A 26,961-nucleotide genomic window follows, 5' to 3' on the forward strand; every position below is an offset into this window, starting at 1 on the left:
GCACGGGCCTGCTCGACCAGTTCGCCGTCCGGGTTGGCCCGGGCGTCGGCGATGGCCACCACCTCGCGGCCGCTCTCGACCCAGTCCAGGGCGGCGCGATAGGCATGGTCGTTGCTGGTGGAGAGCACCAGCTTCTGGCCCGGCACCACCCCGTAACGACGGATATAGGTCGAGACCGCACCGGCCAGCAGGTTGCCCGGCACGTCGTTACCCGCATAGACCAGCGGGCGCTCGTGGGCGCCAGTGGCCAGCACGACGCGACCGGCACGCACCCGGTGCAGGCGCGAGCGCACCTGGCGACGGCCGTCCTTGAGCGGCGCGGTATCCGCCAGGTGCTCGGTACGACGCTCGTGCAGGGTCACGAAGTGGTGGTCGTGATAGCCATTGGCGGTGGTGCGGGCCAGCAGGGTCACATTGTCGAGACTCGCCAGCGCCTTGAGCGTCTCGGCCACCCAGGTGTCCGCCGGCTGGTCATCGAGCCGCTCGCGGGAATCGAGCAGCGAGCCACCCATCTCCTCCTGCTCGTCGGCCAGGATCACCCGCGCCCCGCTGCGTGCCGCGGCCAGCGCCGCGGCGAGGCCCGCCGGGCCGGCCCCGACCACCAGCACGTCGCAGTGCTGATGCAGGTGGTCGTAGCTGTCCGGGTCGTTCTCCATGGGGCTGCGACCCAGGCCAGCGGACTTGCGGATGTACTTCTCGTAGGTCATCCACATCGAGGCCGGGGCCATGAAGGTCTTGTAGTAGAAGCCCGGCGGCATGAACTGGCCGCCCAGCTTGCCCACCAGGCCCATCAGGTCGCGCTGGACGTTGGGCCAGCCGTTGGTGCTGCGGGCCTCGAGACCGTCGTAGAGCGCCTGCTGGGTGGCCCGCACGTTGGGCACCTGGCCGGCCTCGGTCTTGCCGAGCTGGACCACCGCATTGGGTTCCTCGGCGCCGGCGGCGACGATGCCGCGCGGCCGCGAGTACTTGAAGCTGCGATTGACCACGTCGACGCCGTTGGCGAGCAGCGCCGAGGCCAGGGTGTCACCGGCATGGCCCTGATAACGCTTGCCGTTGAAGGTGAAGCTCAGCTGGCGGGAACGGTCGATGCGACCGCCCTGTGACAGGCGGTTGGACTGCTGTGCATTGCGTGTCATACCTTGGCCCCCTTGGAGTCTTTCACCGCGCTGTCGCTTGCGCCCACCGTCTGCTGGCCGCCGTTGGCGACCTGCACGCCTGCCGACTTCTCGGCGCGTGCCAGGCTCTCGGCAGTGATGGTCGGCTGCTCGCCCATCCTGTAAGTCTCAAGGATCTCGTAGGTCACCGTGTGGCGGGTGATGTTGAAGAACTTGCGGCAACCCACGGCGTGTACCCACAGCTCGTGGTGGATGCCACGCGGGTTGTCGCGGAAGAACAGGTAGTCGCCCCATTCCTCGTCGCTGCAGGCCGCGGGATCGGCCGGGCGGGCGATGTGCGCCTGGCCCTTGGGATGGAATTCCTCTTCCTCGCGGTGTTCGCCGCAGTAGGGGCAATGGATATAGAACATGTCGGCTCTCCTCTGCGGTGGATCAGTGCGCCACGCCGGCGGCACCATGCTCGTCGACCAGCGCGCCGGTATTGAAGCGGTCGATGGAGAACGGCGCGGCGATCGGATGCATCTCGCCCTTGGCCAGGCTGGCGGCGAACACGTGCCCCGAGCCCGGGGTGGCCTTGAAGCCGCCGGTGCCCCAGCCGCAGTTGAAGTAGAGGCCCTTGACCTTCGTCTTGGAGAGGATCGGGCAGGCGTCCGGGCAGGTGTCGACGATGCCGCCCCACTGGCGGTTCATGCGCACCCGGGAGAAGATCGGGAACATCTCGACGATGGCCTGCAGGGTGTGCTCCACGGTGGGGTAGCTGCCGCGCTGGCCGTAGCCGTTGTAGCCGTCGATGCCCGCGCCGATGACCAGGTCGCCCTTGTCGGACTGGCTGATGTAGCCATGCACGTGGTTGGACATCACCACGGTGTCGAGCACCGGCTTGAGCGGCTCGGAGACCAGCGCCTGCAGCGGATGTGACTCCAGCGGCAGCTTGATGCCGGCCATCTTGGCCAGCACGCCGGAGTTGCCGGCAGTCACGCAGCCCACGGTCTTGGCCTCGATGTCACCGCGGTTGGTGTGCACCCCGTAGACCTGGCCATCGCGGATCTTGAAGCCGGTGACTTCGGTCTGCTGGAGGATGTCCACGCCATGGGCGTCGGCGCCCCGGGCGAAGCCCCAGGCCACGGCGTCGTGGCGGGCCACGCCGGCACGCGGCTGCCAGGAGGCGCCCATCACCGGATAGCGGGCATTCTTCGAGCAATCCATGATCGGCACCAGTGCCTGGACGCCCTTGGCGTCGAGCACCTCGCCGTCGATGCCGTTCAAGCGGTTGGCGTTGACCCGGCGCTGGATGTCGCGCATGTCCTGCAGGGTGTGACCGAGGTTCAACACGCCACGCTGGGAGAACATGACGTTGTAGTTGAGGTCCTGGGACAGCCCTTCCCACAGCTTCATGGAATGCTCGTAGAGCGCCGCGGCCTCGTCCCACAGGTAGTTGGAGCGGACGATGGTGGTGTTGCGCGCGGTATTGCCGCCGCCCAGCCAGCCCTTCTCGATCACCGCCACGTTCCTGACGCCGAACTCCTTGGCCAGGTAGTAGGCGGTGGCCAGGCCGTGGCCGCCGCCGCCGACGATGATGACATCGTAGGCCTTCTTGGGCGTGGGATTGCGCCACTGACGCTCCCAGTTCTCGTGGTGGCTGAGCGCGTGCTTGACCAGCCCGAAGCCGGAATAACGTTGCATAGGGATCTCCTCGAGGATCCCGCCGGAGGTGCCGGCGGGAACGGGCTCACGCGATGGACGGGGCGGATTCGGTGCTCGATGCGGCCACGCCATAGACCGGGTGACGCTCGCACAGCTCGGCCACCTTCTCGCGCACCTCGTCCTCGACCGCGTCGCTGTTGCGGCGCTCGGTCAGCACGTCGAGGATGTCGCAGATCCAGCCGGCCAGGGCCTCGCACTCATCGACACTGAAGCCGCGGGTGGTCACCGCGGGAGTGCCGATGCGCAGGCCCGAGGTGACGAAGGGGCTTTCCGGGTCGTTGGGCACGGCATTCTTGTTGACGGTGATGTGGGCGCGGCCCAGGGCGGCATCGGCGTCCTTGCCGGTCACGCCCTGCTTGATCAACGAGACCAGGAACAGATGGTCGTCGGTGCCGCCGGAGACCACCTCATAGCCGCGATCCATGAACACCCCGGCCATGGCACGGGCGTTATCGATGACCTGCGCCTGGTAGCGCACGAAGTCCTGGCTCATGGCCTCGCGGAAGGCCACCGCCTTGGCGGCGATGACGTGCATCAGCGGCCCGCCCTGCTGGCCCGGGAACACCGCGCCATTGAGCTTCCGATAGAGCGCCTCGTCGCCGGTGGCGGAGAGGATCAGGCCGCCGCGCGGACCACGCAGCGTCTTGTGGGTGGTAGTGGTCACCACATGGGCATGGGTCAGCGGGCTCGGGTAATGCCCAGCAGCCACCAGGCCCGCGACATGCGCCATGTCGACCATCAGCCAGGCGCCCACAGCGTCGGCGATGGCACGGAAGCGCTTCCAGTCGACCACCCGCGCGTAGGCCGAGAAGCCAGCGATGATCAGCTTGGGCTTGTGGCTTTTCGCCAGGCGCTCGACTTCCTCGTAATCGATCTCGCCGGTCTCGGGGTTCAGGCCATACTGCACGGCATGGTAATGCTTGCCAGAGAAGTTGGGCGCCGCCCCATGGGTCAGGTGACCGCCGTGGGCCAGGCTCATGCCCAGTACGGTGTCGCCCGGCTTGATCAGGGCCATGAAGGCTGCGGCATTGGCCTGGGCGCCGGAGTGCGGCTGGACGTTGGCGTAGTCGGCGCCGAACAGGTCGCAGGCGCGATCGATGGCCAGCTGCTCGACCACGTCGACGTGCTCGCAGCCGCCGTAATAGCGTTTGGCCGGATAGCCCTCGGCGTACTTGTTGGTCAACTGGGTGCCCTGGGCCTCCATGACCGCACGGCTGGCATAATTCTCGGAGGCGATCAACTCGACGTGAGCCTCCTGGCGGGTCACCTCGTCGGCGATGGCGGCAGCGATCTGGGGATCGAAGGCGGTGAGACCAACCTGATTCATGACGGACTCCTATTGTTATCGGTAGTGGGCAGGGTGTGTCTCCGAATCTATCGGCAACCTGCCAGTGGGAAAAATTTGAAATCCTTATGCGCGGATAACCACCGCGCAGCGCATCCAGCTCACGCTTCGATTAAAGGCGACAAGGCGGGACGAAGATTGAATAAATGCGACAGACTTCCTGAACGCGCGATGCGATCGAGAGCGTCGACCGAGTCGGTCGGCGAACATCGAGACGTTTGAAGAAGAAGGCCTGATGCCGCTTGAAGCGCGGGAAAAGGCAAGGTGGTTCAGAGCACCGGCCAGCCCTCGACATGCAGAAAGCAGGGGTCGAACCGGTTGCTGGCACGCTTGTGCATTTCCGACGGCGTCATGCCGACGGTGCTGAGGAAGTGGCGAGATAACGCTCGCTGTAGAAAGCTGACCACCGCTCGCATCATAAAAGGAAAGAAAAAAGGCGGCCCGCAGGCCGCCAAAACCGTCCATCACTTACTCGGCTTCGGACATCACTCACGCTTGCCGTCGACCAGGCGGCTTACGTCCAAGGGGTTGTTGTCTTGGAGCGCTTCAGGCAGCAAGCCCTGCGGCAGGTTCTGGTAGCACACTGGACGCAGGAAGCGGAAGATCGCTGCGCTGCCCACCGAGGTAGTACGCGAGTCGGAGGTGGCCGGGAAGGGCCCGCCGTGGACCATGGCGTGGCACACCTCGACACCGGTGGGCCAGCCGTTGGCCAGCACCCGGCCGGCCTTGCGCTCGAGCACTGGCAGCAGTGTACGGGCGGCCTCGAGGTCGCCGTCGTCCATCTGCAGGGTGGCGGTGAGCTGGCCTTCCAAGGCCGCGGCCACGCGCTGCATTTCCTCAGCGTCGGCGCACTCTACCACCAGGCCGCTGGCGCCGAACACTTCGGCCTGAAGGGCCTCATCGGCCAGGAAGTCGGCGCCGCGGGTAGCGAACAGCGCGCTCTGGCACTGGTGCGGCCCCTTACCGGCCGGGCCGCGGGCGATCTCGCGTACCTTGGAATTGGCGGCCAGGGCGCCAACGCCGTCCTGGTAGGCGCCGTGAATGCCCGGCGTGAGCATGGTCTGGGCGGCGCTGTCCTTGACCGCCTCGCCGGCGGCCGCGAGGAAGGCATCCAGCGCCTCGCCCTTGACGGCGATCACCAGACCGGGGTTGGTGCAGAACTGCCCGGCGCCCATGTTGAGCGAGCCGATGAAGGCCTCGGCGATCGCCTCACCGCGCGCCTGGAGTGCCTCGGGCAGCAGGAATACCGGGTTGATGGAGCTCATCTCGGCGTAGACCGGAATCGGCTGGGGGCGATTCTGCGCCGTGGCCATCAGGGCCAGGCCGCCGCCGCGCGAGCCGGTAAAGCCCACCGCCTGGATATGCGGATTCGCCACCAGCGCCTGACCAATCTCCTTTCCTGACCCGAACAGCACCGAGAAGACGCCCTCGGGTAGGCCGCACTGGGCTACCGCGGCCTGCACGGCCCGGCCCACCAGTTCCGAGGTGCCGGGGTGGGCGGAGTGGGCCTTGACCACCACCGGGCAGCCGGCGGCCAGCGCCGAGGCCGTATCGCCGCCGGCCACGCTGAACGCCAACGGGAAGTTGGAGGCGCCGAACACCGCCACCGGGCCCAGGGCCACATGGCGCTGGCGCAGGTCGACGCGCGGCATGGGCTCGCGCTCGGGCAGCGCCGGGTCGATGCGCACGTCGAGCCATTCGCCGGCGCGGACCACCGAGGCGAACAGGCGCAGTTGGCCACAGGTGCGGCCGCGCTCGCCCTCGAGGCGCGCCCGGGGCAGGCCGGTCTCGGCCATGGCGCGCTCGATCAGGGCATCGCCCAGGGCTTCGATCTCGGTGGCGATGGCCTCCAGAAACGCGGCGCGGTCGTCCAACGAGGATTCGCGGTAGGTCGCAAAGGCGTCCTCGGCCAGCTGACAGGCCTGAGCGACGGCGCTGCGATCCAGGCCCGGATACTCGGGCGCCAGCGCCTCGCCGGTGGCAGGGTCGATGGCGCGAATGGTGGCCTGGTCGCCGGTGATGGCCTGCTGGCCGATCAGGGAAGTGCCTTGTGGAGTCATGCTGTCTCCCTTGGTTTGCCGGATTCAGTTTTCCTGATACTGCAGGTACAGGTTCCGCGACCGATTGAGGTGCTGGAACATGGTCTCCTTGGCCGCCTCGGCGTCACGCGCGAGGATCGCCTCGAGAATGAAGGCGTGCTCCTCCTGGACGCGCTCCAGATAGCGCGCCGCCGCGGCGGGATTGATATCGATGCTGAGCAGCTTGGCCCGGGGGATACCGCTGGGGCTGAGCTGCTCGTAGAACTGCTCGAACACGGGGTTGTGGGTGGCCCTAGCAATGGCGCGGTGGAACTCGTAGTCCTCCACCCGGGCCAGGCTGCTCTCGGCGTGCGCCTTGATGAAGGCGGCATGCTTGGCCTCGAGACAGCGGCGGTCGTCGGCATCGTGGCGCAGGGCCGCGAGTTCCGCCGCCACCGGCTCCATGGCCAGGCGCAGTTCGAGGACGTGCAGGATATCCTTCACCGTGGTCGGGTTGATGCGCTCCGCCGGGCGCGCCTCGACGGCCGTCGAGCGCAGTACGGTGGTGCCCACGCCACGACGCGTCTCCACCAGCCCGAGCGACTTGAGATGGGTCATCGCCTCGCGGATCACGGTGCGGCTGACGCCGAAGGAGTCGCACAGCTGGCTCTCGGTGGGCAACTTTTCGCCCACCTTGACCTTGCCCTCTAGGATCAGCGCCTCGAGCTGATCCGCGACATGAGCGGAGAGACTGCCCTGCCTCACCACCCGACGCACATCCAACCGCGCGATTTCTGCTGCTGGCATTTCTTTACCCTCTGCCATGAACGACGTCCTCGAGCAAAAGTATGACTTTTAGTCTAGCAGCCGAGAGACACTTAACATACCGCCTGGAATGCCCGGATCAGCGCACCAGCGCCGGCCGCTTGGGATCGAACTCCCAGCCAGAAATCAGGTACTGCATGGCCATGGCGTCGTTGCGCTGGGTCACGTCGAGGCTCTGGTAGAGGCGGTGAGCCTCCATCAGCTTCGCCTCGTCCAGCTCGACCCCGAGCCCGGGTACCTTTGGCACCGTGAGCTTGCCATCGCGGATCTGAAAGGGCTCCTTGGTGATACGCTGCCCGTCCTGCCAGATCCAGTGGGTATCGATGGCGGTGATCTCGCCGGGGCAGGCGGCAGCCACGTGGGTCATCATCGCCAGCGAGATGTCGAAGTGGTTGTTGCTGTGCGAGCCCCAGGTCATGCCCCACTCATTGCACAGCTCGCCCACCATCACGGCGCCCTGCATGGTCCAGAAATGGCAGTCCGCCAGGGGGATATCCACCGAATTGAGCTGCACGGCGTACTGCAGCTGCTTGAAGTCGGTGGCGATCATGTTGGTCGCCGTAGGCAGACCGGTGCGCTTCTTGAACTCCGCCATGGTCTCGCGGCCCGAGTAGCTCTCCTCCTGACCGCAGGGATCTTCGGCGTAGCTCAGCAAGTGCTTGATCGGCTCCAGCACCCGCACCGCCTCATCGAGTTTCCAGGCACCGTTGGGGTCCAGAGTCAGGCGTGCCTCGGGGAAGGCCTCGTACAGCGCGCGGATGCAGTCGGCTTCCTCCTCGCCATGCAGCACCCCGCCCTTGAGCTTGAAATCCTTGAAGCCGTATCGGTCATAGGCCGCCCTGGCCAAATTGGCCACCGCCTCGGGGGTCAGCGCCTCACGGCAGCGCACCTCGTCCCAGGCATCCTGCGGGTCGCTCGCCCGAGGGTAGGGCAGGTCGGTCTTCTCCGGATCGCCGAGCAGGAAGAGATAGCCCAGTGCCTCGACCTCGTCGCGCTGTCGGCCGTACTGGCCCAGCAGGTCCGCCACTGGCATCTGCAGCGCCTGACCGAAGAGATCAAACAGTGCCGACTCGATGGCGGTGATGACGTGAACCGCCACGCGCAGGTCGAAGGTCTGGCGGCCGCGCTCTTCCCGTCCGTTACGGGCCAGCACATGGCGCGCCTGGTTCAGGGTCTGCTTGACGTCGTTGACGCGCGACCCTTCGACCAGAGAGCGGCACTGCTCCAGCCCCTTGAGGATGCCGTCACTCGAGGGAATCTCCCCGACCCCCTGGTTGCCGGCATCATCTTCGAGAATCAACACACAGCGGATGAACCAAGGGGCATGGCCACCGCTGAGGTTCAACAAGAAGCCGTCATAGCCGGCCACAGGAACTACACGCATGCTTTTGATTTTCGGAAACATCAGTCTCTTGCCTCTTGAATTATCCACCCAGGAGGGACGCCTCCCTGCCGGAGTAAGATCACGGGTGCCGGATGAACGTTAGTCACCAACTTCAATGTCGTCCCAACGACGTTGTTCAACTGAGCACATTCTCACGTCCCTTGGCACGGCTCTTCAGGCTCATCACGATCGAGAACACCACCGACGCCAGAATCAGCAGCCACAGCACCACGGCGATAGGACTCTTGGTAAAGAAGATCGACAGGGTCCCGAACGACTCGAGGCTCTTGACGAAGTAGATCTCCGCCTGACCGCCCAAGATGAAGCCGATGATCAGGGGTGCCACTTCAAGACCGATCTTCTGGATCAGGTACCCCAGAACACCAAAGATCAGCAGCGTCCAGACGTCGAACATGATGCCGTAGTTGATCGCATAGGCGCCCACCACACACATCATGGTGATTAACGGATAGAGGATATGCTTAGGCACCATCACTACCTTAGCGATATGCTTGATGGCGAAGAACATCAGGAAAAACATCACGAAGTTGGCAAAAACCAGCGCCGTCATCATGATGTACCAGGTATTGGCATTTTCGGGGATGAACAGCGGACCCACCTGGATGCCCTGGAGCGTGAAAGCACCGATCAGCACGGCAGTGGTGGAATCACCGGGAATACCCAGAGAAAGCAGCGGAATCAGAGCACCGCCGGTCAAGGCGTTGTTGGCCGACTCCGAGGCCATGAGCCCCTGAGGCGCACCCTTTCCCATCTCCGAGGAATCCTGCGACAGGTTCTTCTCCTGAGTGTAGGCGAGCACCGAGGCAGCACTGCCACCCACGCCGGGCAGCATGCCCACGAAGGTACCGATAAAGGACGAGCGCACCAGGTTGGTAAAACGTCCTTTGAAGATGGAGAAAGCAAACGCTCCTCCCTTGCCCAGTTTCACTCGGTCGTTAGTGAGATCGCTTTTCACGCCTTTTTCGGCCTCGAGGAGAATGGTCGAGATACCAAAGATACCAATCAGCACGGGCAGCAGAGAAAAGCCTTCATACAGGTAGGGCTCCATGAAATCGAACATCAGCCGGGTCTTGCCGTTCCCGCCATCGGAGATGCTGTAGACACCCACCAGACTCAGCCAGATGCCGATCACACCACTAAATATGCCCACCAGCATGTTGCTGGAGAGAGATGCGATGACAGACAGCGCTAGCAGGATGATCAGGAACTTCTCCACATAGGAGAACTTGATGGAGAAGTCCGCCAGCATGGGAGCGAACAGGAAAAGCACGGCAGCACTGATCAATCCACCAAAGACGGAGGCAATGACACAGACTCTCAGGGCCTTCTCACCTTCGCCCTTCTGGGCCATGGGATAGCCATCGAAGGTCGTCGTGATCGAGGATGGCGTTCCCGGTATATTGAGCAGAACGGCCGGGACCATCCCGCCGGAGATCCCACCCACATATAGCCCCAGCAACAGGGCAAGGCCATTATTCAGGCCAAGAGCATAGGTCAGCGGCAAGCACACGGCCACGGCCATCGTGGCCGTCATACCGGGGATCGCACCGAAGATGATGCCCACCAACGCGCCAAAAGCGGCTAGCAGGAAAAACGTTACATCGAGAAGTGACAAGAATTCCATGATGGCATTCACCTCAGTCACGGCAGGGTGATTCTGAACAGCTTGGCCAGGACAAACCAAACCACGCTGGGGGCGACGATGGCATTGATCAGCACGATGACCACAGCTTTCTTCGTCCACTCATGCAGGTACATGAGTGCCATTAAAAAGACGAAGGGCACCGAGACGAACAAGAAACCATACCCCGTATAGGGGAACATATTGCCCACTACCGCCATGAGGTAAAAATACGCGGCGATAAGGGCAAGGGTGCCGAAGAAACGAAAGCCATCCATGGATTCGCCCACGATGGGCAGAGTACGTTCTCCTCGCTTCACCGCAGCCAAAAAGGGAATCACCTTGGTTACCAGGATAATGGCGAACAGCACCGCCAGGATCCAGTGAATGATTGTCGGGAAAACCAGGTGAGAGGTCTCGAAATCAATCGAGACACTGAGCAGACTAGACAGACCTGATTCCATAGCGGCTCCGACGAAGGGCAGGTAGCCCTGCCCGTCAATTTTCTATGTCGATAAATGCCAGATAGCAAGAGCATCGGCGGCTTGCCACCGCCGATGCTCGTAGCGGTTACTGGATGTTTTCGATAATCGCTTCGTAACGCGACATCTTGTTTTTCAGGTACTCAGAGGCTTCATCGGAGGGTTTGAAATTCGGAATGAAGAAAGACTTCTTCTGTGTTTCCTGAATCTCGCCCTCGGCATAGATCTCTGCCAGGGCCTCATCAATCTGATCGACGATGCCGGAATCCATCTCCTTGTTGTAGAGGAAGAAGAATTCCTTATCGAAGGTAAAGTTCTCATCGCCGCCCATGGTGACGGTCACATTGGGCTCGACATACTCCAGCAGCTGCTCACGGCTGGTCTGCCCCATACCTTCTTCCGGCGACTGCTCGATGGTACCTTGGCGAGCCGTCAGCCATACAAAGCGCATAGCTTTCTGATCGTCTTCCGGCAGGCGAGTGAACTGCTCGTTGGCCTGCACGGACCCATGGATCATGTCGACCTGGTCATCGTAGAGCTGCTGGTTCTTGTCCGCCTGTGAGCCAGTGTTCACAGCGACCAGGTTGTCTTCCTGCCCCGGATGCTCGATGGAGATGGCGTTCTTCAAGGCACTGAAGCCGATCTCGGACACACCGCCCGGCTGGATCGCCACGCGCACCTCTTCGCCCTCACCAACTGCCGCGATGATCTCGTCAAGGTTCTCGTACGGCGAGTCCTTGGGCACCAGGTAGGCATTGCCCGGATTAATCGCCACGGTCGGTCCGATGGTGTATTTTTCGAAAATATTCTCGTACCCCTGAACACCATAGAGGTAGCCCAGGTAGGACTGATCATGGAAGATCATCAGGGTATTGCCGCGCGAATCGCGATCCAGCGTGCGGAAAGCGGAACTTGCACCGACCGCATCGACCTTCATGTTGAGGTCTAGCTTATTGGCCAACTTGTCCACCACGATGCTGGAATTTTGGTAAGTGTCACCGCCAGTGGACGTGGAGCCGATGACCACGCGGATATTGCCACGCAGCTGGCCATCCTGTGCCATGGCGACGCTGGCACCGAAGGTCATCGATGCCATGAGGACGGCGGAACCCAGTCCTGCCAGGGTCTTCTTGGACACGTTCATGCTTTACACCTCGTTGCTGTTGTCGATTTATAGTTGCTTGGCGATATCTACCAGCGTCTCGAGCTGCTGGCGCTCCTCGGACGAGGGCATGGTCAGGGGCGCACGTACGCTGCCCGCCGGACGACCGATGATCTCGGCGCCGGCCTTAATCAGGCTGACGGCATACCCTTTCTTCCGATCCCTGAGATCCACGAAGGGAATGAAGAAGTCGTTGGTGATCTGATTAACGACCTCGCTGTTACCCTTGCGGAGTTCCTTGTAGAAGGTCACAGCCATATCCGGCACGAAGTTGAACACGGCTGATGAATAGGTGTTCACTCCGATGGACAGGTACGCCTCGGCGAAGATCTCGGCGGTCGGCACGCCACCGATGTAAACGAGCCGGTCGCCCACGGTCTTGACGATCTTGTTCAGGGCCTGGATGTCGCCCTTGCCATCCTTGAGGCCAACTAGGTTGGGGCAGGCCTCGGCCAGTGCCTTGACGGACCCGGCATCGAGAATCCCGTTGCCGCGGTTGTAATAGATGACGTTGACGCTCGTGGAGTCGCAGATTTGGCGGGCATACTCCACCAGTCCGTCCTGGGGACACTCGGTCAGGTAGGGCGGCATCAGCAGGATACCGTCGGCGCCGGCTTCTTCAGCCGCCTGGGCGAAGGCTTTGCCGCTTTCGACGCTCAGCCCGGCACTGGCGATCACCGGCAGCTTGCCATCCACCGTGTCCACAGCGACGCGCACCACCTCGCGGAACTCGTCGAGCGACAGGTTGAAGAACTCACCGGTACCACCGGCCACGAACACCGCGGAGATGTCGTGGCTGACGAACCACCCCAGCCGACGGCGATAGCTCTCGGCGTCGAATCGGCCCTCCTGGTCGAAATCCGTGATGGGAAACGACAGCAGGCCGTCACCGATGGCGTTCACCACTTGTTCTCTGGAAAACTTCACGCAGATTCCCTCTCTCTGGCGCGGGCAGGTGCGCCTGCCTCACGGGCGGATAACCGACAACACCGCGGTTGTCATACATCATACGTATGGCAAATTAATCGTCACGCCATGGGTGTGCAACAGCCTTTTGCTCAAATTTCGACCAAAGTTCAAGATCTCGATGTGCTGAGACACCACCACTCTGGGAAGCTTCCTGCTGAGCTGGTGGGCCCAGCTGATAACACACATCGCCGATCGCGGCGCTTGCAGTCAGGGCACCTTTCCCGGCAGCTGCGGGAGCGTCGGCCTGGAACTCGCGGCTGGGGTGTAGGGTCGAGTGAGGAAGAAAGACCTGTGGAATCAAGAAGCAAGCGAGGGCGCGAGCAACTTGATGCAATCTTTGGACGAGGCATCGCCTAGATAGCGCATCCTGCTCGTGAGCTTGATCAATCGTGACATGAACGACTCAGAGGGCGGGATGACCCTCAACATGCAGGAAGAAGGGATCGACCCGGTCGCCGCCGGGCTCACTGGCACGTTTGCGCATTTCCGATGGCGTCACACCGAAGGTGCTACGGAAGTGGCGGGAGAAGTGGGCCGTATCGGCGAAACCGCAGCGCTCGCCGATCTCGGTGATGCTTTTGCCGGTATAGTGCAGCAGCCAGAGCCCGTAGCGCAGGCGCAGGTCGCGCGCGAACTTCTGAGGACCGACGCCGAGCGTTTCGCGAAAGCGGCGCTCCAGGTTGCGACGTGACGTCCCGACTCGCTCGGCCAGCACGTCCATGGCGATGGCCTCGCCCAGGTGCTGCTCGAGCAGGGTGATGGCGCGACGCACCAGACGGTCCTCGATCTTGCCGAATACCACTGGCTGGGGCTGGGGATGCGCGCCGCGTCGGGCCTCGTCGATGAGCATGATATGCAGGCTCTTCATGGCCCAGGCCTTGCCCAGGTGACGTTCTACCAGGTGTGCGGCCAAGTCGGCGGAGGCGATGCCCCCCGCACAGGTAAGCAGGTGACCATCATCGATGAACAATCGGTCGGCCACCGGCTCGATGTCGGGGAAGCGCCGGGTAAGGTCGCCATGGTGGTACCAGCTGACACAGCAGCGCCGCCCGGACATCAGGCCAGCCTGGATCAGGGCGAAGACACCGGTGCATAGCCCCACCAGCGGCACCTGGGCGTCGGCTGCCTGCCGTAGATAGGCCTGGGTCGTGGTATCGACCCGATCTCGCTCATCCTGGACCCCACCGATCACCACGATGTAGTCGAACTCCGCGGGGTCGCGGAAGGCCGTGCAGGGGGTGACGGCCGCCCCACAGCTGGAGATGGCGTCCTGGCCGGCGCTGGTCATGAAGACCCAGTGGCAGCGCAGCTGTCGGCTGCGGTCGCCCTCGTCGGCAGCCAGGCGCAGGCAGTCGACGAAGGCGGCGAAGGGCAGCATGGTGAAACGACGCAACAAGACAAAGCCGACAGACAGCGACGCATCTGAGGCCTTCTCAATCATTAAGGAGTGCTTTCGAGCTCGAACTGCAATGCGGGCAGGATCTTCGATGTTGTTCATGGCACGACTCCAACACATTCGCCACGACAGGCGACAAGTATAAGCTGCAAGAGATTTGCCATGCTATGCCGGCATAGCGCTTTTCCTCGCCTCATCCGATCAGGCGGTGATACACCAAACCCGCTGCAGGGTATCAGCATATGGCGTTGCCGAGACGATGCGCCAACCGATTACGGGGGCCTCCACTCCAATTGGACCCGTTTAGGTTGGCCCCCGCAGCGAGACAGGCCTGCTCGACGAGTCGCCTGGCCTCGTGGGCGGACAAGGTCTGCTGATCCAAGATGTTCCTCCTATCGATGGATGTGGTCGGGGATCACAGATCCTTGACCAGCCGTAGGGCATCGTAGATGGCGGCGTGGGTATTGCGCGACTCGACGGCATCGCCGATGCGGAACAGTTGGAACCCAGCATTGGCGTTATGGACAACCGCCTGGGGCCGGCCGACGATCAGGTCGTCGTAGTTCACCTCGCCGCCATTGCGGGAATGCGCTTTGAGCTCGAAATAGAGGTCGGCCATCGGCGTGATGCCGTAATTGACCACCACCTGGTCGACATGCCGCCCATGATCCCGGTCCAGCCGATCTTGAGAGACATAGTCACTGGTGATGCTGGCGAGCAACTCGCCGCCCTCCCGCTGCACGGATCTCAACCGGTAGGTGGGCGTGAAGGTGACGTTGGGCCGCTGCAGGGAGCGCATGTAGGGCACCAGGTTCATGGCCATGATCTCCGCCGAGAAGGTGCGATCCGGCGTCATGATCTCGAGCGTTGCCCCGGTGGCGGCGATGATCTCGGCGGCCTGCATGGCGGCATGATCGCCGGCCTCATCGAACAGCAGCACCCGCTTCCCCGGCGCGACGTGGCCGGACAGGATATCCCAGGTGTTGACCACCAGGTCGTGCCCGACCGCGGGCTGGTCGTCCAGGGGGTAGCCGCCGGTCGCCACGATCACCACGTCCGGCTGCTCGGCGAGCACGTCATCGACCTCGGCCCAGACGTTGTAGCGGATCTCGACGCCGAGGGCCTCACAGCGTGCCAGGCGCCAATCGATGATGCCCATCATCTCGCGGCGGCGCTCGCTCTGCGCCGTGAGCCGCACCTGCCCGCCGGCATCGCTGGCGGCTTCCAGCACCACCACCGCATGGCCCCGCTCGCCGGCGACCCGGGCGGCCTCCAGCCCCGCGGGACCGGCGCCGATGATCACCACCCAACGCTTCTGCGCTGCCGTGGGGATGGTGTGGGGCATGGTGGTTTCCCGGCCGGTGGCGGCGTTGTGGATGCAGTAGGCCGCGCCGCCTTGGTAGATGCGATCGAGGCAGTAGTTGGCACCGACACAGGGACGGATCTCCTCCTCACGCCCCGCCATGATCTTGCGCACGATGTGCGGGTCGGCCATGTGGGCGCGGGTCATGCCGATCATGTCGACCTTGCCCGAGGCGATGGCATGGCGGGCGGTGGCGACGTCCTGAATCTTGGCGCCATGGAAGGTGGGGAAGTCCACCTCGCGACGGATCTCGCCGGCGAAATCCAGGTGCGGGGCACTGGGCATGCCCTGGATGGGGATGACGTCGGTGAGCCCTGCGTCGGTGTCGATATGACCGCGCACCACGTTGAGGAAGTCGACCAGGCCACTGTCCTTCAGGCGCCGTGAGATCTCCATGCCATCGCTGGCCGTCAGCCCGCCCTGCAGCATCTCGTCGCCGGTGTAGCGCACGCCGACGATGAAGGCCTCGCCGACCCGCTGACGAATGGCGCGCAGCACGTCGAAGGTGAACCGCAGCCGGTTGTCGAGGCTCCCGCCGTAAGGCGTCTCGAGGGTATTGGTCAGCGGCGACCAGAACTGGTCCAGCAGGTGGCCATAGGCCTGCAGCTCGATGCCATCCAGGCCGGCGGCGTGCATGCGCTCGGCGGCATCGGCGTAGTCGCGGATCAGGCGCTCGATATCCCAGTCCTCGACCTGCTTGGGAAAGGCCCGGTGGGAGGCTTCGCGGCGGTGAGAGGGCGACACCGTCGGCAGCCAGTCCCCCTTGTCCCAGCGGGTGCGCCGGCCCAGATGGGTCAGCTGGATCATCACGGCGGTGCCATGCTCGTGACAGGCATCGGTCAGCTCGCGCATCCAGGGCACCACCTCGTCCTTGTAGGCCAGGATGTTGTTGAACACCGGCGGGCTGTCCTTGGCCACCGCTGCGGACCCGGCGGTCATGGTCAGGCCAAGGCCGGCCCTGGCGCGCTCGACGTGGTAGGCGCGGTAGAGCGCCTTGGGCATGCCGTCCTCGGGGTAGGCGGGCTCGTGGGACGTCATCATGATCCGGTTCTTCAGGGTCAGGTGCTTGAGCTGGAAGGGCTGCAGCAGCGGGTCGGTCGCCATGGTCGGGTCTCTCTTGTTATTCGCTTGACAGCGGTCATGGCGAATGTACACACTCGTTGACTGAATGTACATAGATGTACATCGATATCGAAACGCTGCCGCCAGGCCGGCCTCGCCGCCTGGTCGAGAGGAGGGCCAAGCGATGCATGACGATGCCGTGGTGGGGATCATCGGGGGGCAGGGCTGGATGGGGCGCTCGCTGGGGGTGGCCTGGCTGGAGCAGGGGCTGCTGCCCCCCGAGCGGCTGGTGATCTCCTCGCGTTCCGGCCGCAACGAGGCCTATCGCGACTGGCCCGAGGTCCGTTGCGTCGAGGACAGCCGTGAGCTGGCCGAGCTGGTGGATGTCATCGTGCTCTCCGTGCGCCCGCAGGATCTTCCCTGCGTCGATATCGATGCCGGTGACAAACTGGTCATTTCCCTGCTGGCCATGGCGTCCTGTGAGGAGGTGGCCAATCGGGTGGGAAGTCGCCGGGTCGTGAGGGCCATGCCGAATGCCGCGGCGGAAATCCGCCGCGCCTATTTCCCCTGGTACGCCTCGGAAGGGGTGAGTGACGCCGACCGGCGGCTCGTGCAGGCGGTGCTGGCGAGCTGTGGCGCGGCACGGGAGCTGCCCACGGAGGGGGCTCTCGACTACCTGACCGCCCTGAGCGGTGCCGGGCCGGCCTATCCCGCCCTGCTGGCCCAGTCGATGCTGGACCATGCCAGGCAGATGGGCATCGCCGACGACGTCGCCCGTGAGGCCGTCATGCAGACCCTGGTGGGCGGCAGCCTGCTGCTGGAAAGCCTGGATGCCGACCCCGGTGAGATGGTGGAGCGGCTGGTCGCCTATGACGGCACCACGGCCAAGGGGCTGCGCGCGATGATCGACGGGGGCATGGTCCAGGCGATTCACCAAGGGCTCGAGGCGGCCCACCAGGCGGCGAGTGAATCACGGTAGGGTTCACACCTCCTGATGGATATCGTCACCCTGCCGGACAGCCTTCTCCGGCACGTAACCGTGCCGGGCGTGGAAGCGCTGAAGTTCGTGCCGTTGCGGCGCCTGCCCGGTGAAGATCTCGACATAGGCGGGCATGCGCCGCATGCGGACCTCGAGGGCTTCCTGGGTGTTCATCGAGATATAGCCGATCTGGGTGAGGTAGATGGTGCGCCCCCGCACGTTGGCCGCCAGCGCCTCATAGCCGTGTTGCACAAACATCCGAGTCAATGCCTCGATACGTTTCTCATCGGCAGCATCGACCTCCCTGGCCACCTGGTCCGACTGCAGCGCCCAGCTGCGTATCGCGAATTCCAGTTGCGAGTCGAACAGATCGGGATCCAGCCAGCAGTCGAAGACGTTGAGGATCGCTTCGACGATGCTGTCGGCATAGGCCTCGGTCTGCCGGATTAGGCACTGGGTGTTCTTCTCGCGCCAGCGGTCGATCAAGGCCTCCAGCAGCGCCTCGCGGTCCTTGAAGAACCAGTAGAAGCTGGTGCGCGAGACATTGAGCCGCTTGGCCAGTGGCAGGATCCGTACGCTGTCCACGCCGGATTCGAGAAGCAGCGCGAAGGCCGCATCGAGCCAGGCCTCGCGGGAGCCTTTCCATTTGGTGTCGGGGGTATCGGCAGTTGGCATCGAGATGCAGTCTCCGGGCCGGGAATGCAGTGCGGCAAGAAAAACACTGACCAGAAGCGGAGAGTACATTAGTGTCGATTTTATGTACATCTTAACTAAAAGCCGCGCCAGGGCCCGGCGTGTGTCGGGCCTGGTCCTTCGAGACATCATGCTGCGCGCATCGAACCTCGAACCTCGAACCTCGAGCATCGGCTTGTGCTGATCGCGGCTGTTGCCGGCTGAAGCGGACAGATTCTTGCCGCTGTGGTGATCCAGGTCGGTGTCACGACAAAAAAGCGAGCCCGGGTAGGCTCGCTTTTGGTGCGATTTCGTGCCGACAGAATCAGGACTGGGTGTGCGCCACGGTATTCACGTAGTCGACGCAGCGATCCACGGACTCGACATCGCCGAACTTGGCGTCGATATCGAACAGGTTCCAGGCCACGGCCCCCGGCACCCGGTCGCCGATGCACTCCTTGACCGCGATAGGACGGAAGCCGTCGGCGATGCCGTCACAGATGGTCTGGCGCACACAGGCGCAGGCCGTCACCCCTGTCACGAGGATGGTGTCGACACCATTGGCCCGCAGGATGCCGGCCAGTTCGGTACCGTGGAAGGACGAGGCGCGCTTCTTGAGCAGCGTATATTCGCCCTTGACCGGGGCGATGCGCGAATCGATGGCCCAGAGCTCCTCGTTGGCCAGATCGACGACATCGACCGGAATCTTGTTGTGCCACAGCCCCATGTCGGTGAAAGGCGCGTCGCGGTCGGTGATCTCATAGGCCGTGGTCACATGGATCACCGGCAGGTTGGCGGCGCGGAAGGCCTCGAGGAGTTTCTGCATACCCGGAATGATCTCGTTATCCATCTTCTCCTGGTCGCAGGTGAAGGGATTGCCCGGGCGGGTCCAAGCATTGGCAAGGTCGACGCTCACCAGCGCCGGTTTCTTGCCGAAACCGACACGGCGCTGGAAGCCGCGCTCCTGGTAGAGCTTGGTGGATTCGTCGAAGGCCTGCTCCAGCATGGTCATGAGATCTTGGGACATGGTCTGGGTCCTTTTTGTTGCTGTGAAGTGTTATCGGGGTAGCGAATGGCTTGCGGTTATTAGCGCTTTCTGCCGGTTGGCACGTTCAAGGTTAGTGCTGCCGACTATTAACAACAAATTCATTTTTTTATTTCTTTGATGCATTTTTTGGTATAAATAAAGTCGCCGTATTCGGGTCGTGACTACCCCAGCAACATATTGATAAAAAAGAGTTATTAAAAAGAAAAATAAAAAAGCGAGCCTTGCGGGCTCGCTTGGAAATCTCAGTTTCCGGCGCGTCGGATCATACCTTGCCGATGGTGGTCACGTAGTCGACGCAGCGATCCACGGATTCGACATCGCCGAACTTGGCGTCGATATCGAACAGGTTCCAGGCCACGGCCCCCGGCACCCGGTCGCCGATGCACTCCTTGACCGCGATAGGACGGAAGCCGTCGGCGATGCCGTCACAGATGGTCTGGCGCACACAGGCGCAGGCCGTCACCCCTGTCACGAGGATGGTGTCGACACCATTGGCCCGCAGGATGCCGGCCAGTTCGGTACCGTGGAAGGATGAGGCGCGCTTCTTGAGCAGCGTATATTCGCCCTTGACCGGGGCGATGCGAGAATCGATGGCCCAGAGCTCCTCGTTGGCCAGATCGACGACATCGACCGGAATCTTGTTGTGCCACAGCCCCATGTCGGTGAAAGGCGCGTCGCGGTCGGTGATCTCATAGGCCGTGGTCACATGGATCACCGGCAGGTTGGCGGCGCGGAAGGCCTCGAGGAGTTTCTGCATACCCGGAATGATCTCGTTGTCCATCTTCTCCTGGTCGCAGGTGAAGGGATTGCCCGGGCGGGTCCAGGCATTGGCAAGATCGACGCTCACCAGCGCGGGTTTCTTGCCGAAACCGACACGGCGCTGGAAGCCGCGCTCCTGGTAGAGCTTGGTGGACTCTTCAAAGGCTTGCTCCAGCATGCTCATAAGATCGTGAGACATTATATTTTCTCCAATGTGGCGAAATACGTTATTGTGTCAGATGGCTATCGGGAGCGTTCTGTCTTAATATCAGCTCCAAGACTAATTGCTGACTCTGGTGTTTTCCAATTACGTTTTAAATGGATTTGATCTCTTAGAGTGCATCAATGTCTATGAAAAAACATCAGCCAGTATCATAAATCTTCTCGTGATGCCTCCGTATCCAACTCATCAGAACGCAGGCGCAAGAAACTGCTGCTGGCCTCATCATAGACCCAGTTATAATCGACACTGGTGCCCAGATAGTCGTCCGAGGGGGCGTCGCCACACTCTTCCTGTGAGAAGCGCTTCATCACGTACAGCTTCATGATGGCGAAGTAGATCAGGGCACCGAGAACGAAGCCCAGCAGGAAGGCCCACTGCCCCGAGAAAAACGCGACAGAGCCGGCCACCAGCCAGGCAATGATGCCAGCTGGGTTGAAGCCCTTGAGATAATGAAACTGGCCACGCTCACGATAGAGATGGGGAACATTGAGGCGCCGTTTTCTTATAAAATAATAATCGGACACCATGATCCCACCAATGGCAGAAAGATAGGCCCCATAGGAAAAGAGGAAGGAGAAAAGGTTGTCGAGGATCGCCCAGGGCATAAACAGGGTCCCCACGGTTGCCGCAATCGCCACGGCGACAGGGTAAGAGACCTTGGGGGCCCCGGCATTGACAAACGCGAGTGCAGCCGGAATCAAGTTGGCCGCGTTGTTGGTTGACCACTGAGCCAGAATGACGAGCACCAGGAGCACAATCAGACTCAGTCCTTCCCCTTGTCCCTGAATGACGGTCACGGGATTCCAGTCGCCCGCGGCGATGAACGATACCGCACCGATCAGGGCGATCCAGGCCTGAGTGGCAGGCAATGCCAGAAGCTGTGCCAGCAGCACATTCTTGTTACGAGAGAAGAACCGCCTTTCTCCTGAGGGGGCTTTGACAAAGCGGGTGATGTTCGGGATATCAATGGCCAGCGTGGACCAGAACGCCACATTGGCGAGAAAGAGGGTAAGGATGGTCACATCTTGCTCGCCCACAAACCTCCAGATATTGATACCCTGAGTCTGTGCCAGCACATCCAGGGTAAAATACATCCAGATCGAGATGGCAAGAATGGCAGGGGCGGCGATCGCGGCCAGTCTCTCGACCGCCTTGATTCCCATCGCCGTATTCGCCACCTGAACCAGAGCAAATACCCCATACCACACGGCCCAGTTCGAGAACCCGGTCAGGTATTCGAAGATACCGTTGAGCGCCAGGGCCCCGAGGTATGTTTGAATCCCGAACCATATCGCGGCCACGATACCACGAAAGACCGATGGAAAGTGGGTGCCATAGACGCCAAAGGGGGCACGGAGATAAACCGAAAACGATAGTCCATGCTCGGTGCCAATATCGGCGGTCAGCAGCATCAACAGGGCCAACACCATATTAGCAAAAAAGATGACTGATACCACTTGCCAGAGGGGTACCCCTGTAATGCCATTCGCCCCCAGCTGGAACGTCGCGATCATTACCGCGATGCCGACCCAGATCCAGACAAAGCCGAGAGCGGTAATGGGTCTTTGCGTATTGACAACAGGAAGTATGGATTCTTCTAGAAGATGATTCTTGTGGGATGCTATAGGCGAAGCCTTATCGGCGACACCGGATCCTGAGACAGACATATCGTCACCCTTGAGTTATCTTGTTGGCGTTGTTTTTAAGCGCTGTATTACCGCTAGGCTGTAGGGAAGGGGGAGGAGCGATACCCCACCCCCAAGCGGCTGGGCAATCAAGCGCCCATTTCGCTGCGCCTTGCGGCAGTGGCTAGACGATCAATCTCGAGATTTTTATCGAGTACTACGCCATAGGCTTCATAGGCGTGCTGCACGGTGCAGAAGTCATCGAGCACATCTTCCCTTACCTGCTCAGGAGAGCGTTCGAGCGGGTTGCCATAGCCTCCACCACAGGGTGCATAGAAAGCCATGACATCATTGGCCTTTGTCGCATACCCAGAAAACTTTGAAGGCATGTTGTTAACAGTATCTTGTGAGTCATAGTTATAAATCTCACATTTGCCGACGGCTCCATCCGAGCCCCCAAACGCCCCCCAGGGAACATGATAGTGCCTCTCACTTTCGTGAGTAATGAAACCGGGTGACAGGACGCGCTGAGCCTTGACGACCCCGATACCCCCCCGATGTTTTCCCGCACCAGGCATGACATCGTCTCTCAGTTCATACCGGTCACAAATCATCGGGAGGTGCATCCCCAGATCCTCGATAGGATTGTTCCGGGTGTTAGCCATCAGATTGTCGATGGAGTCGGGACCGTCCGAGTTTGGCCGTCCGCCATAGGCTCCCTCGTTCACTTCCAGGAAGACCCAGTAATCGCCGTCATCCTTCATGCCAGCATAGGAAGCAAAGGAAATGGCAGCCGAACTCCCGGCAATAACTTTTTCGGGCATGACGGGAGACAGCGCCTTGATGATCAAGTCAATCATCATGTTGCACTGCGTAAACCTGGCCTCGGCGGCGGCCGGGAAGATGGGATTAAAGATGGAGCCCTCGGGAGCCACCACATTGATGGGGCGGAAGGAACCCTCGTTGGAGGGGATGGGGACATCCAGTTGGCTGGCATCCAGCAGTAACTTCCTGAATCCGGCAAATGCCGCCACCTTGCACGAACCTTCGAAAGGCACGTTGTAGGCGGTAGGCGTTTGCTTGGCAGATCCCGTTAGATCGACGGTGACCGAGTCACCCTGCACCTTTACCGTCACCACGACGGGGAGGCGTTCTTCACGGTTCCTGCCATCATCGTCCAGGAAGCCTGTCGCCTGGTACTCACCATCGGGAATCTCAGCGATTTTATTCCTCAGCATCTGCTCTGAGTAATCAATCAGCTGGTCGATCGCCGTAAAGGTCCGTTCCATGCCGTACTTGTCGAGCAGCTGCGTGAACCGCTTGACCCCCAGCTGGGCCGAGGCCACCTGTGCTTCGATATCGCGCATGAGCTGCTGCGATGCACGACTATTGGCCGTGATCATCTTCTCCAGGCCTTCGTTCTTCTTGCCCTTCTCGTAGAGCTTCAGGCCAGCGAACAGCATCCCCTCGGCATAGACATCGCCGACATCGATGATCAGCCCCGGAGTGGCGGCCCCGATGTCGATATGGTGCGCGGTGTTGGCAGAGAACCCGACCAGCTCCCCCTCGTAGAAGACGGGAATGATGATGGCCAGATCGGGGGTATGGCTGGATCCGTAATAGGGGTGGTTATGTACCACCACGTCTCCTTCATGCCATTCACCACCCTGCAGGGTCTTCTCGACGCCGCGCAGGTAGGCGGGAATCGAGCCGATGTGCATCGGGGTCGATTCCGACTCGCAAATCGTCTGGTAATTCCTGTCGAACAGGCCGGCCCCCAGGTCCTGTGACTCGCGAATGATGGAGGAAAAGGACATCCGGTAGAGCACATGACCCATTTCCTCGGCAATGGTGTCGAGTGCACCACTGATGACCTGCATTGTGATTGGATCGACTTTCTTGTTTTCCATCTTGCCCACCTGTACGAGTACTTAGCTGAATTTCGTGATCATGAGGTTGCCGTGGTCCGACACCAGGGCCTTCCAATCGGGCGGCACCAGGGAGGTCGAGTCGTGCTGCATGACCAGGGCCGGCCCGGAAATTTTGTGACCACACAGCAGCTTGCTACGGTCATAGCGAGGGGTCATGTGAGTCGTGCCATCATCGAAGGTGGTTTCTCTTTCATACATGAAGGCCTCTTCCAGCCCACCGCCCTCCGCCGACGCAAGCGGTTTCCACGCCAGCTTCGTCGATTGCGACTCGCCGACCACGCGCAGCGTCACTAGCTCGACTTCGGCATCGTCATAGCTATACCCGTAGTCGGTCTTGTGCTGTCGATGGAAGTTCTCCACTACCTGGCGGACGTTCTCCCGGGTCAGCTCACCATCGGGGATTTCCGCACGCAGCTCGAAGCCCTGACCGTGGTAGCGACACTCGGCGAAGCGGGTCAGCTTGATATCGGCAGCCTCCACACCGTCCTTGGCCAGCTTCTGCATGGCCTCCCCATCCAGGTCGTGCATCAGCCCCTGCACGGTCTCGTAGTCCTGGTTGCTGATCGAGGTCAGCTCGCAGAGGTGCGACCGGGTGACCTCGTACTGCAGGTTGGTGGTCAGCAGCCCGGCGGCTGACGTGATCCCCGGCGCAGGCGGAGCGATAACCCCCTTGGCGTTGACTTCCGCGGCCAGGGCCGGGCCATGCACCGGGCCGGCACCACCGAAGGGCATCAGCATGAACTCCCTGGGATCGACGCCTTTGGCCACGGAGTTGGAGCGAATCGCCAGCGCCATGTTGTTGTTGACGATCCTGATGATGCCCAGAGCGGCTTCCGTAACGCTTAATCCAAGAGGATCGGCAATCTTGGTTTTGATCGCGTCATGGGAAAGCTGAGGATCAACCTTCAGGTCGCCACCCAACATTTGGTCGGCATCTAGGCGCCCGAGCAGGATGTTGGCATCGGTGACGGTGGGTTCTTCGCCCCCACGGTTATAGCAGGCCGGTCCCGGCATGGACCCCGCCGAGCGAGGCCCGACCTGGAAGCCACCGGCTTCATCGACATAGGCGATCGATCCGCCACCGGCCCCGATGGTGATCAAATCGATCATCGGCACCATCACGGGATGACCGCCAACATAGGAGTCCCGTGGGTTCATGATCTTGATATCACCATCCGCCAGCGTCGAGATATCCGCTGACGTTCCGCCGATATCCACGGTGATAATATTTTTTTCATCATCGAGCCCGGCAAAGAAGTGCCCCCCGATAACCCCCCCGGCAGGTCCCGACATCAGAATATTGACAGGCTTTTCACAGCAGCTGTCTACCGTGGCAAGACCGCCATTCGACTGCATGATGCGCAAATCGGCGTCGATGCCATTCTCTTTAAGCTGACGCTCCAGGTTGTTCAGGTAAAGTGAAGTCTTCGGCCCCACATAGGCATTCATGGCTGTCGTCGAGAAGCGCTCGTATTCGCGCATGGCATCGACGACTTCGCACGAACAGCAGACGTAGGCATCCGGCATCTCTTCCAGGATAATTTCCTTGGCACGCAGTTCATGGCTCTTGTTAAGGAAAGAGAAAAGAAAGCCCACAATAACGGACTTGATGCCGGAATCTTTAAACTTCTTGGCCGCTTGCCTGACCTCATCTTCTGCTAGCGCAACCTCCACCTCGCCCGAGGGCGGAAGCACTCGCTCGGTAATGGGAATTCGATGCCTTCTCTTGATCAGGGGCTTGGACTGCCACGGCACGTCGAAGTGGAGTGAGAAGTTATGGGGACGCTTGTGTCGGCCAATGTGCAGGATATCTCGGAAGCCTCGTGTGGTCAGCATCCCGACTTCTGCACCATTGTGCTCAATGGAAATATTGGTCGCTACCGTCGTGCCATGCACGATGGTACCCACTTCACTTCTCTTGATGCCGGCCTTGTCACATACTTCCAGCACACCTTGCAACACGCCAATCGACTGATCTTGAGTGGTGCTTGGCACTTTGTGTCGGTATGTGCCAGCGCCGACAGAATCTGTGGAAAAAGTCTCCAGAATGATGTCTGTGTTAGTGCCGCCAACATCAACTCCAATACGAGCCATATCAAACCTCACAACCATTTATGTATATTTGTTTATTGCTTAATGAGTGTTGTAACCAAGTTATATTTATCTCAGCTCACCTCCATGGAGTGAAACATGGCCATTTACAATATCTTTCTGAAACTTAAATGGCCCAAGTAGTGTTTATTTTTTATGCCAGTTACATTTGAAAATAGCCCCTGAAAATAATACAGTCTAATGCCTATTTCTCAAGGATTGATTACAAAATGAGCAATAGTCTTCGCTTCGACCTGCGCCACCTCCGGGCCTTCATGGCGGTGGCCGACACGCTGCACTTCAAGAAGGCGGCGGAGGCACTGCACATGACCCAGCCGGCCCTGAGTCGCCTGATCAAGGGGCTCGAGGAAGGAGTAGGCGCCGATCTCTTCGAGCGCACCACGCGTCAGGTGGCCCTGTCCCGCTCGGGTCGACTGTTCCTGGACGAGTGCAGGGCGGCGCTGAGCCACCTCGAGCGCGGGGTCCAACTCGCCGGAAGGGCCGCCCAAGGCGACATCGGGCGCATCACCATCGCCTACAACGACTTCTCCATCAACGGCGTGCTGCCGCAGATCCTCGAGACCTTCAAGGAGGCCTATCCCGACATCGCCGTGGAGCTGATCTACATGCCCTCGCATCACCAGCATGAGGCGCTGCTGGATCACCGCATCGATATCGGCTTCATGATCGGCCCCGTGGATCTTCCGGGGATCGAGACCCATCGCGCGGCTATCGAGAACCTGGTGGTCATCCTGCCCCGACGGCATCCGCTGGCCGATCGTGCCCGACTGACGCTCACCGAACTGGCCGAGGAGAAATTCATTCTCGGCACCGAGGAGGGCTGGAGCACCTTTCGGGCTCACGTCTTCCGTCTGTGCCTGCAGGCCGGCTTCCAGCCGGACATCATCCAGGAAGCCTCGACCAGCAGCGGGATCTTCGGGCTGGTGGCGGCCAATATGGGTATCTCGCTGTATTCCGACTGCGTCAGCCGCTTTCGCCGAGACGATATCACCGTGGTGCCACTGGCGAGCCCCCATGAGCGCCTCGAGACCATCGCCGCCTGGCACAGCGCCTATATCACGCCCAGCTGCCGGCTGTTCCGTGATCTGCTGAGCCGCGAGCTCGAGGGCTGAAACGCAAGCGGGCCGCGGCAGTGATGCCACGGC

At 61.4% G+C, this 26,961-nt stretch carries 21 protein-coding genes; 2 read left to right on the forward strand and 19 right to left on the reverse strand.

Going from position 1 to position 26,961, the window contains the following annotated elements:
* The 13 genes from FHR94_RS07340 to FHR94_RS07400 all read right to left on the reverse strand — a co-directional run.
* Positions 1-1,136, reverse strand: a 1,136-nt coding sequence (locus FHR94_RS07340) for a 2Fe-2S iron-sulfur cluster-binding protein (RefSeq protein WP_183324989.1), incomplete at its 3' end; no start/stop codon positions are given.
* Positions 1,133-1,525 carry a sarcosine oxidase subunit delta gene (locus FHR94_RS07345; protein WP_183324990.1) on the reverse strand — a complete coding sequence of 131 codons (393 nt, stop codon included), beginning with the start codon at positions 1,523-1,525 and terminating at the stop codon, positions 1,133-1,135. The genes FHR94_RS07340 and FHR94_RS07345, both read right to left, overlap by 4 nt.
* Positions 1,526-1,547: 22 nt before the next feature.
* Positions 1,548-2,798, reverse strand: a complete 1,251-nt coding sequence (locus tag FHR94_RS07350; RefSeq protein ID WP_183324991.1) for a sarcosine oxidase subunit beta family protein — start codon at positions 2,796-2,798, stop codon at positions 1,548-1,550.
* Between the two features lie 46 nt (positions 2,799-2,844).
* Positions 2,845-4,146: a serine hydroxymethyltransferase gene (gene glyA / locus FHR94_RS07355; RefSeq protein ID WP_183324992.1), complete on the reverse strand. Its 1,302-nt coding sequence runs from the start codon at positions 4,144-4,146 to the stop codon at positions 2,845-2,847.
* 503 nt (positions 4,147-4,649) lie between these two features.
* Entirely contained in the window at positions 4,650-6,224 is a 1,575-nt protein-coding gene (locus tag FHR94_RS07360) for an aldehyde dehydrogenase (NADP(+)) (protein WP_183324993.1), read from the reverse strand.
* A 24-nt stretch (positions 6,225-6,248) separates the two neighbouring features.
* Positions 6,249-7,007, reverse strand: a complete 759-nt coding sequence (locus FHR94_RS07365) for a FadR/GntR family transcriptional regulator (protein WP_183324994.1) — start codon at positions 7,005-7,007, stop codon at positions 6,249-6,251.
* 79 nt (positions 7,008-7,086) lie between these two features.
* A complete protein-coding gene (locus FHR94_RS07370; protein ID WP_183324995.1) occupies positions 7,087-8,412 on the reverse strand; it encodes an enolase C-terminal domain-like protein in 1,326 nt (441 codons plus the stop codon).
* A 115-nt stretch (positions 8,413-8,527) separates the two neighbouring features.
* Positions 8,528-10,036 (reverse strand): tripartite tricarboxylate transporter permease, encoded by a 1,509-nt coding sequence (locus FHR94_RS07375; RefSeq protein WP_183324996.1) that lies wholly within the window; start codon positions 10,034-10,036, stop codon positions 8,528-8,530.
* A 17-nt stretch (positions 10,037-10,053) separates the two neighbouring features.
* Positions 10,054-10,497, reverse strand: coding sequence for a tripartite tricarboxylate transporter TctB family protein (locus tag FHR94_RS07380; protein ID WP_183324997.1), 444 nt, complete (start codon positions 10,495-10,497; stop codon positions 10,054-10,056).
* Between the two features lie 106 nt (positions 10,498-10,603).
* On the reverse strand, positions 10,604-11,659 hold the full coding sequence (locus FHR94_RS07385) for an ABC transporter substrate-binding protein (protein WP_183324998.1): 1,056 nt from the start codon (positions 11,657-11,659) through the stop codon (positions 10,604-10,606).
* 27 nt (positions 11,660-11,686) lie between these two features.
* Entirely contained in the window at positions 11,687-12,604 is a 918-nt protein-coding gene (gene kdgD / locus FHR94_RS07390) for a 5-dehydro-4-deoxyglucarate dehydratase (protein ID WP_183324999.1), read from the reverse strand.
* A gap of 445 nt (positions 12,605-13,049) precedes the next feature.
* The gene (locus FHR94_RS07395; protein ID WP_246389862.1) at positions 13,050-14,042 is read right to left on the reverse strand and encodes a GlxA family transcriptional regulator; all 993 of its coding nucleotides are present in this window, start codon (positions 14,040-14,042) and stop codon (positions 13,050-13,052) included.
* A 415-nt stretch (positions 14,043-14,457) separates the two neighbouring features.
* Positions 14,458-16,509 carry an NADH:flavin oxidoreductase gene (locus FHR94_RS07400; protein ID WP_183325001.1) on the reverse strand — a complete coding sequence of 684 codons (2,052 nt, stop codon included), beginning with the start codon at positions 16,507-16,509 and terminating at the stop codon, positions 14,458-14,460.
* Between the two features lie 142 nt (positions 16,510-16,651).
* On the opposite strand from FHR94_RS07400, the gene FHR94_RS07405 reads away from it, so the two are divergent.
* On the forward strand, positions 16,652-17,446 hold the full coding sequence (locus FHR94_RS07405) for a pyrroline-5-carboxylate reductase family protein (protein WP_183325002.1): 795 nt from the start codon (positions 16,652-16,654) through the stop codon (positions 17,444-17,446).
* A 3-nt stretch (positions 17,447-17,449) separates the two neighbouring features.
* Here FHR94_RS07405 and FHR94_RS07410 read toward each other — a convergent pair whose 3' ends face one another.
* From FHR94_RS07410 to FHR94_RS07435, 6 genes are all read right to left on the reverse strand, one after another.
* Positions 17,450-18,121: a TetR/AcrR family transcriptional regulator gene (locus FHR94_RS07410; RefSeq protein WP_183325003.1), complete on the reverse strand. Its 672-nt coding sequence runs from the start codon at positions 18,119-18,121 to the stop codon at positions 17,450-17,452.
* A gap of 322 nt (positions 18,122-18,443) precedes the next feature.
* A complete protein-coding gene (locus tag FHR94_RS07415) occupies positions 18,444-19,145 on the reverse strand; it encodes an isochorismatase family protein (protein ID WP_183325004.1) in 702 nt (233 codons plus the stop codon).
* Positions 19,146-19,428: 283 nt separating this feature from the next.
* Positions 19,429-20,124, reverse strand: a complete 696-nt coding sequence (locus tag FHR94_RS07420) for an isochorismatase family protein (protein WP_183325005.1) — start codon at positions 20,122-20,124, stop codon at positions 19,429-19,431.
* 173 nt (positions 20,125-20,297) lie between these two features.
* The gene (locus tag FHR94_RS07425) at positions 20,298-21,815 is read right to left on the reverse strand and encodes an NCS1 family transporter (RefSeq protein WP_183325006.1); all 1,518 of its coding nucleotides are present in this window, start codon (positions 21,813-21,815) and stop codon (positions 20,298-20,300) included.
* A 107-nt stretch (positions 21,816-21,922) separates the two neighbouring features.
* Entirely contained in the window at positions 21,923-23,683 is a 1,761-nt protein-coding gene (locus FHR94_RS07430; protein WP_183325007.1) for a hydantoinase B/oxoprolinase family protein, read from the reverse strand.
* Positions 23,684-23,704: 21 nt separating this feature from the next.
* On the reverse strand, positions 23,705-25,798 hold the full coding sequence (locus FHR94_RS07435; RefSeq protein WP_183325008.1) for a hydantoinase/oxoprolinase family protein: 2,094 nt from the start codon (positions 25,796-25,798) through the stop codon (positions 23,705-23,707).
* Positions 25,799-26,025: 227 nt separating this feature from the next.
* Here FHR94_RS07435 and FHR94_RS07440 point away from each other — a divergent pair, with 227 nt between their 5' ends.
* Entirely contained in the window at positions 26,026-26,928 is a 903-nt protein-coding gene (locus tag FHR94_RS07440) for a LysR family transcriptional regulator (RefSeq protein WP_183325009.1), read from the forward strand.
* Positions 26,929-26,961: the final 33 nt, after the last annotated feature.

Source organism: Halomonas cerina, assembly GCF_014192215.1.
Classification (GTDB): Bacteria; Pseudomonadota; Gammaproteobacteria; order Pseudomonadales; family Halomonadaceae; genus Halomonas; species Halomonas cerina.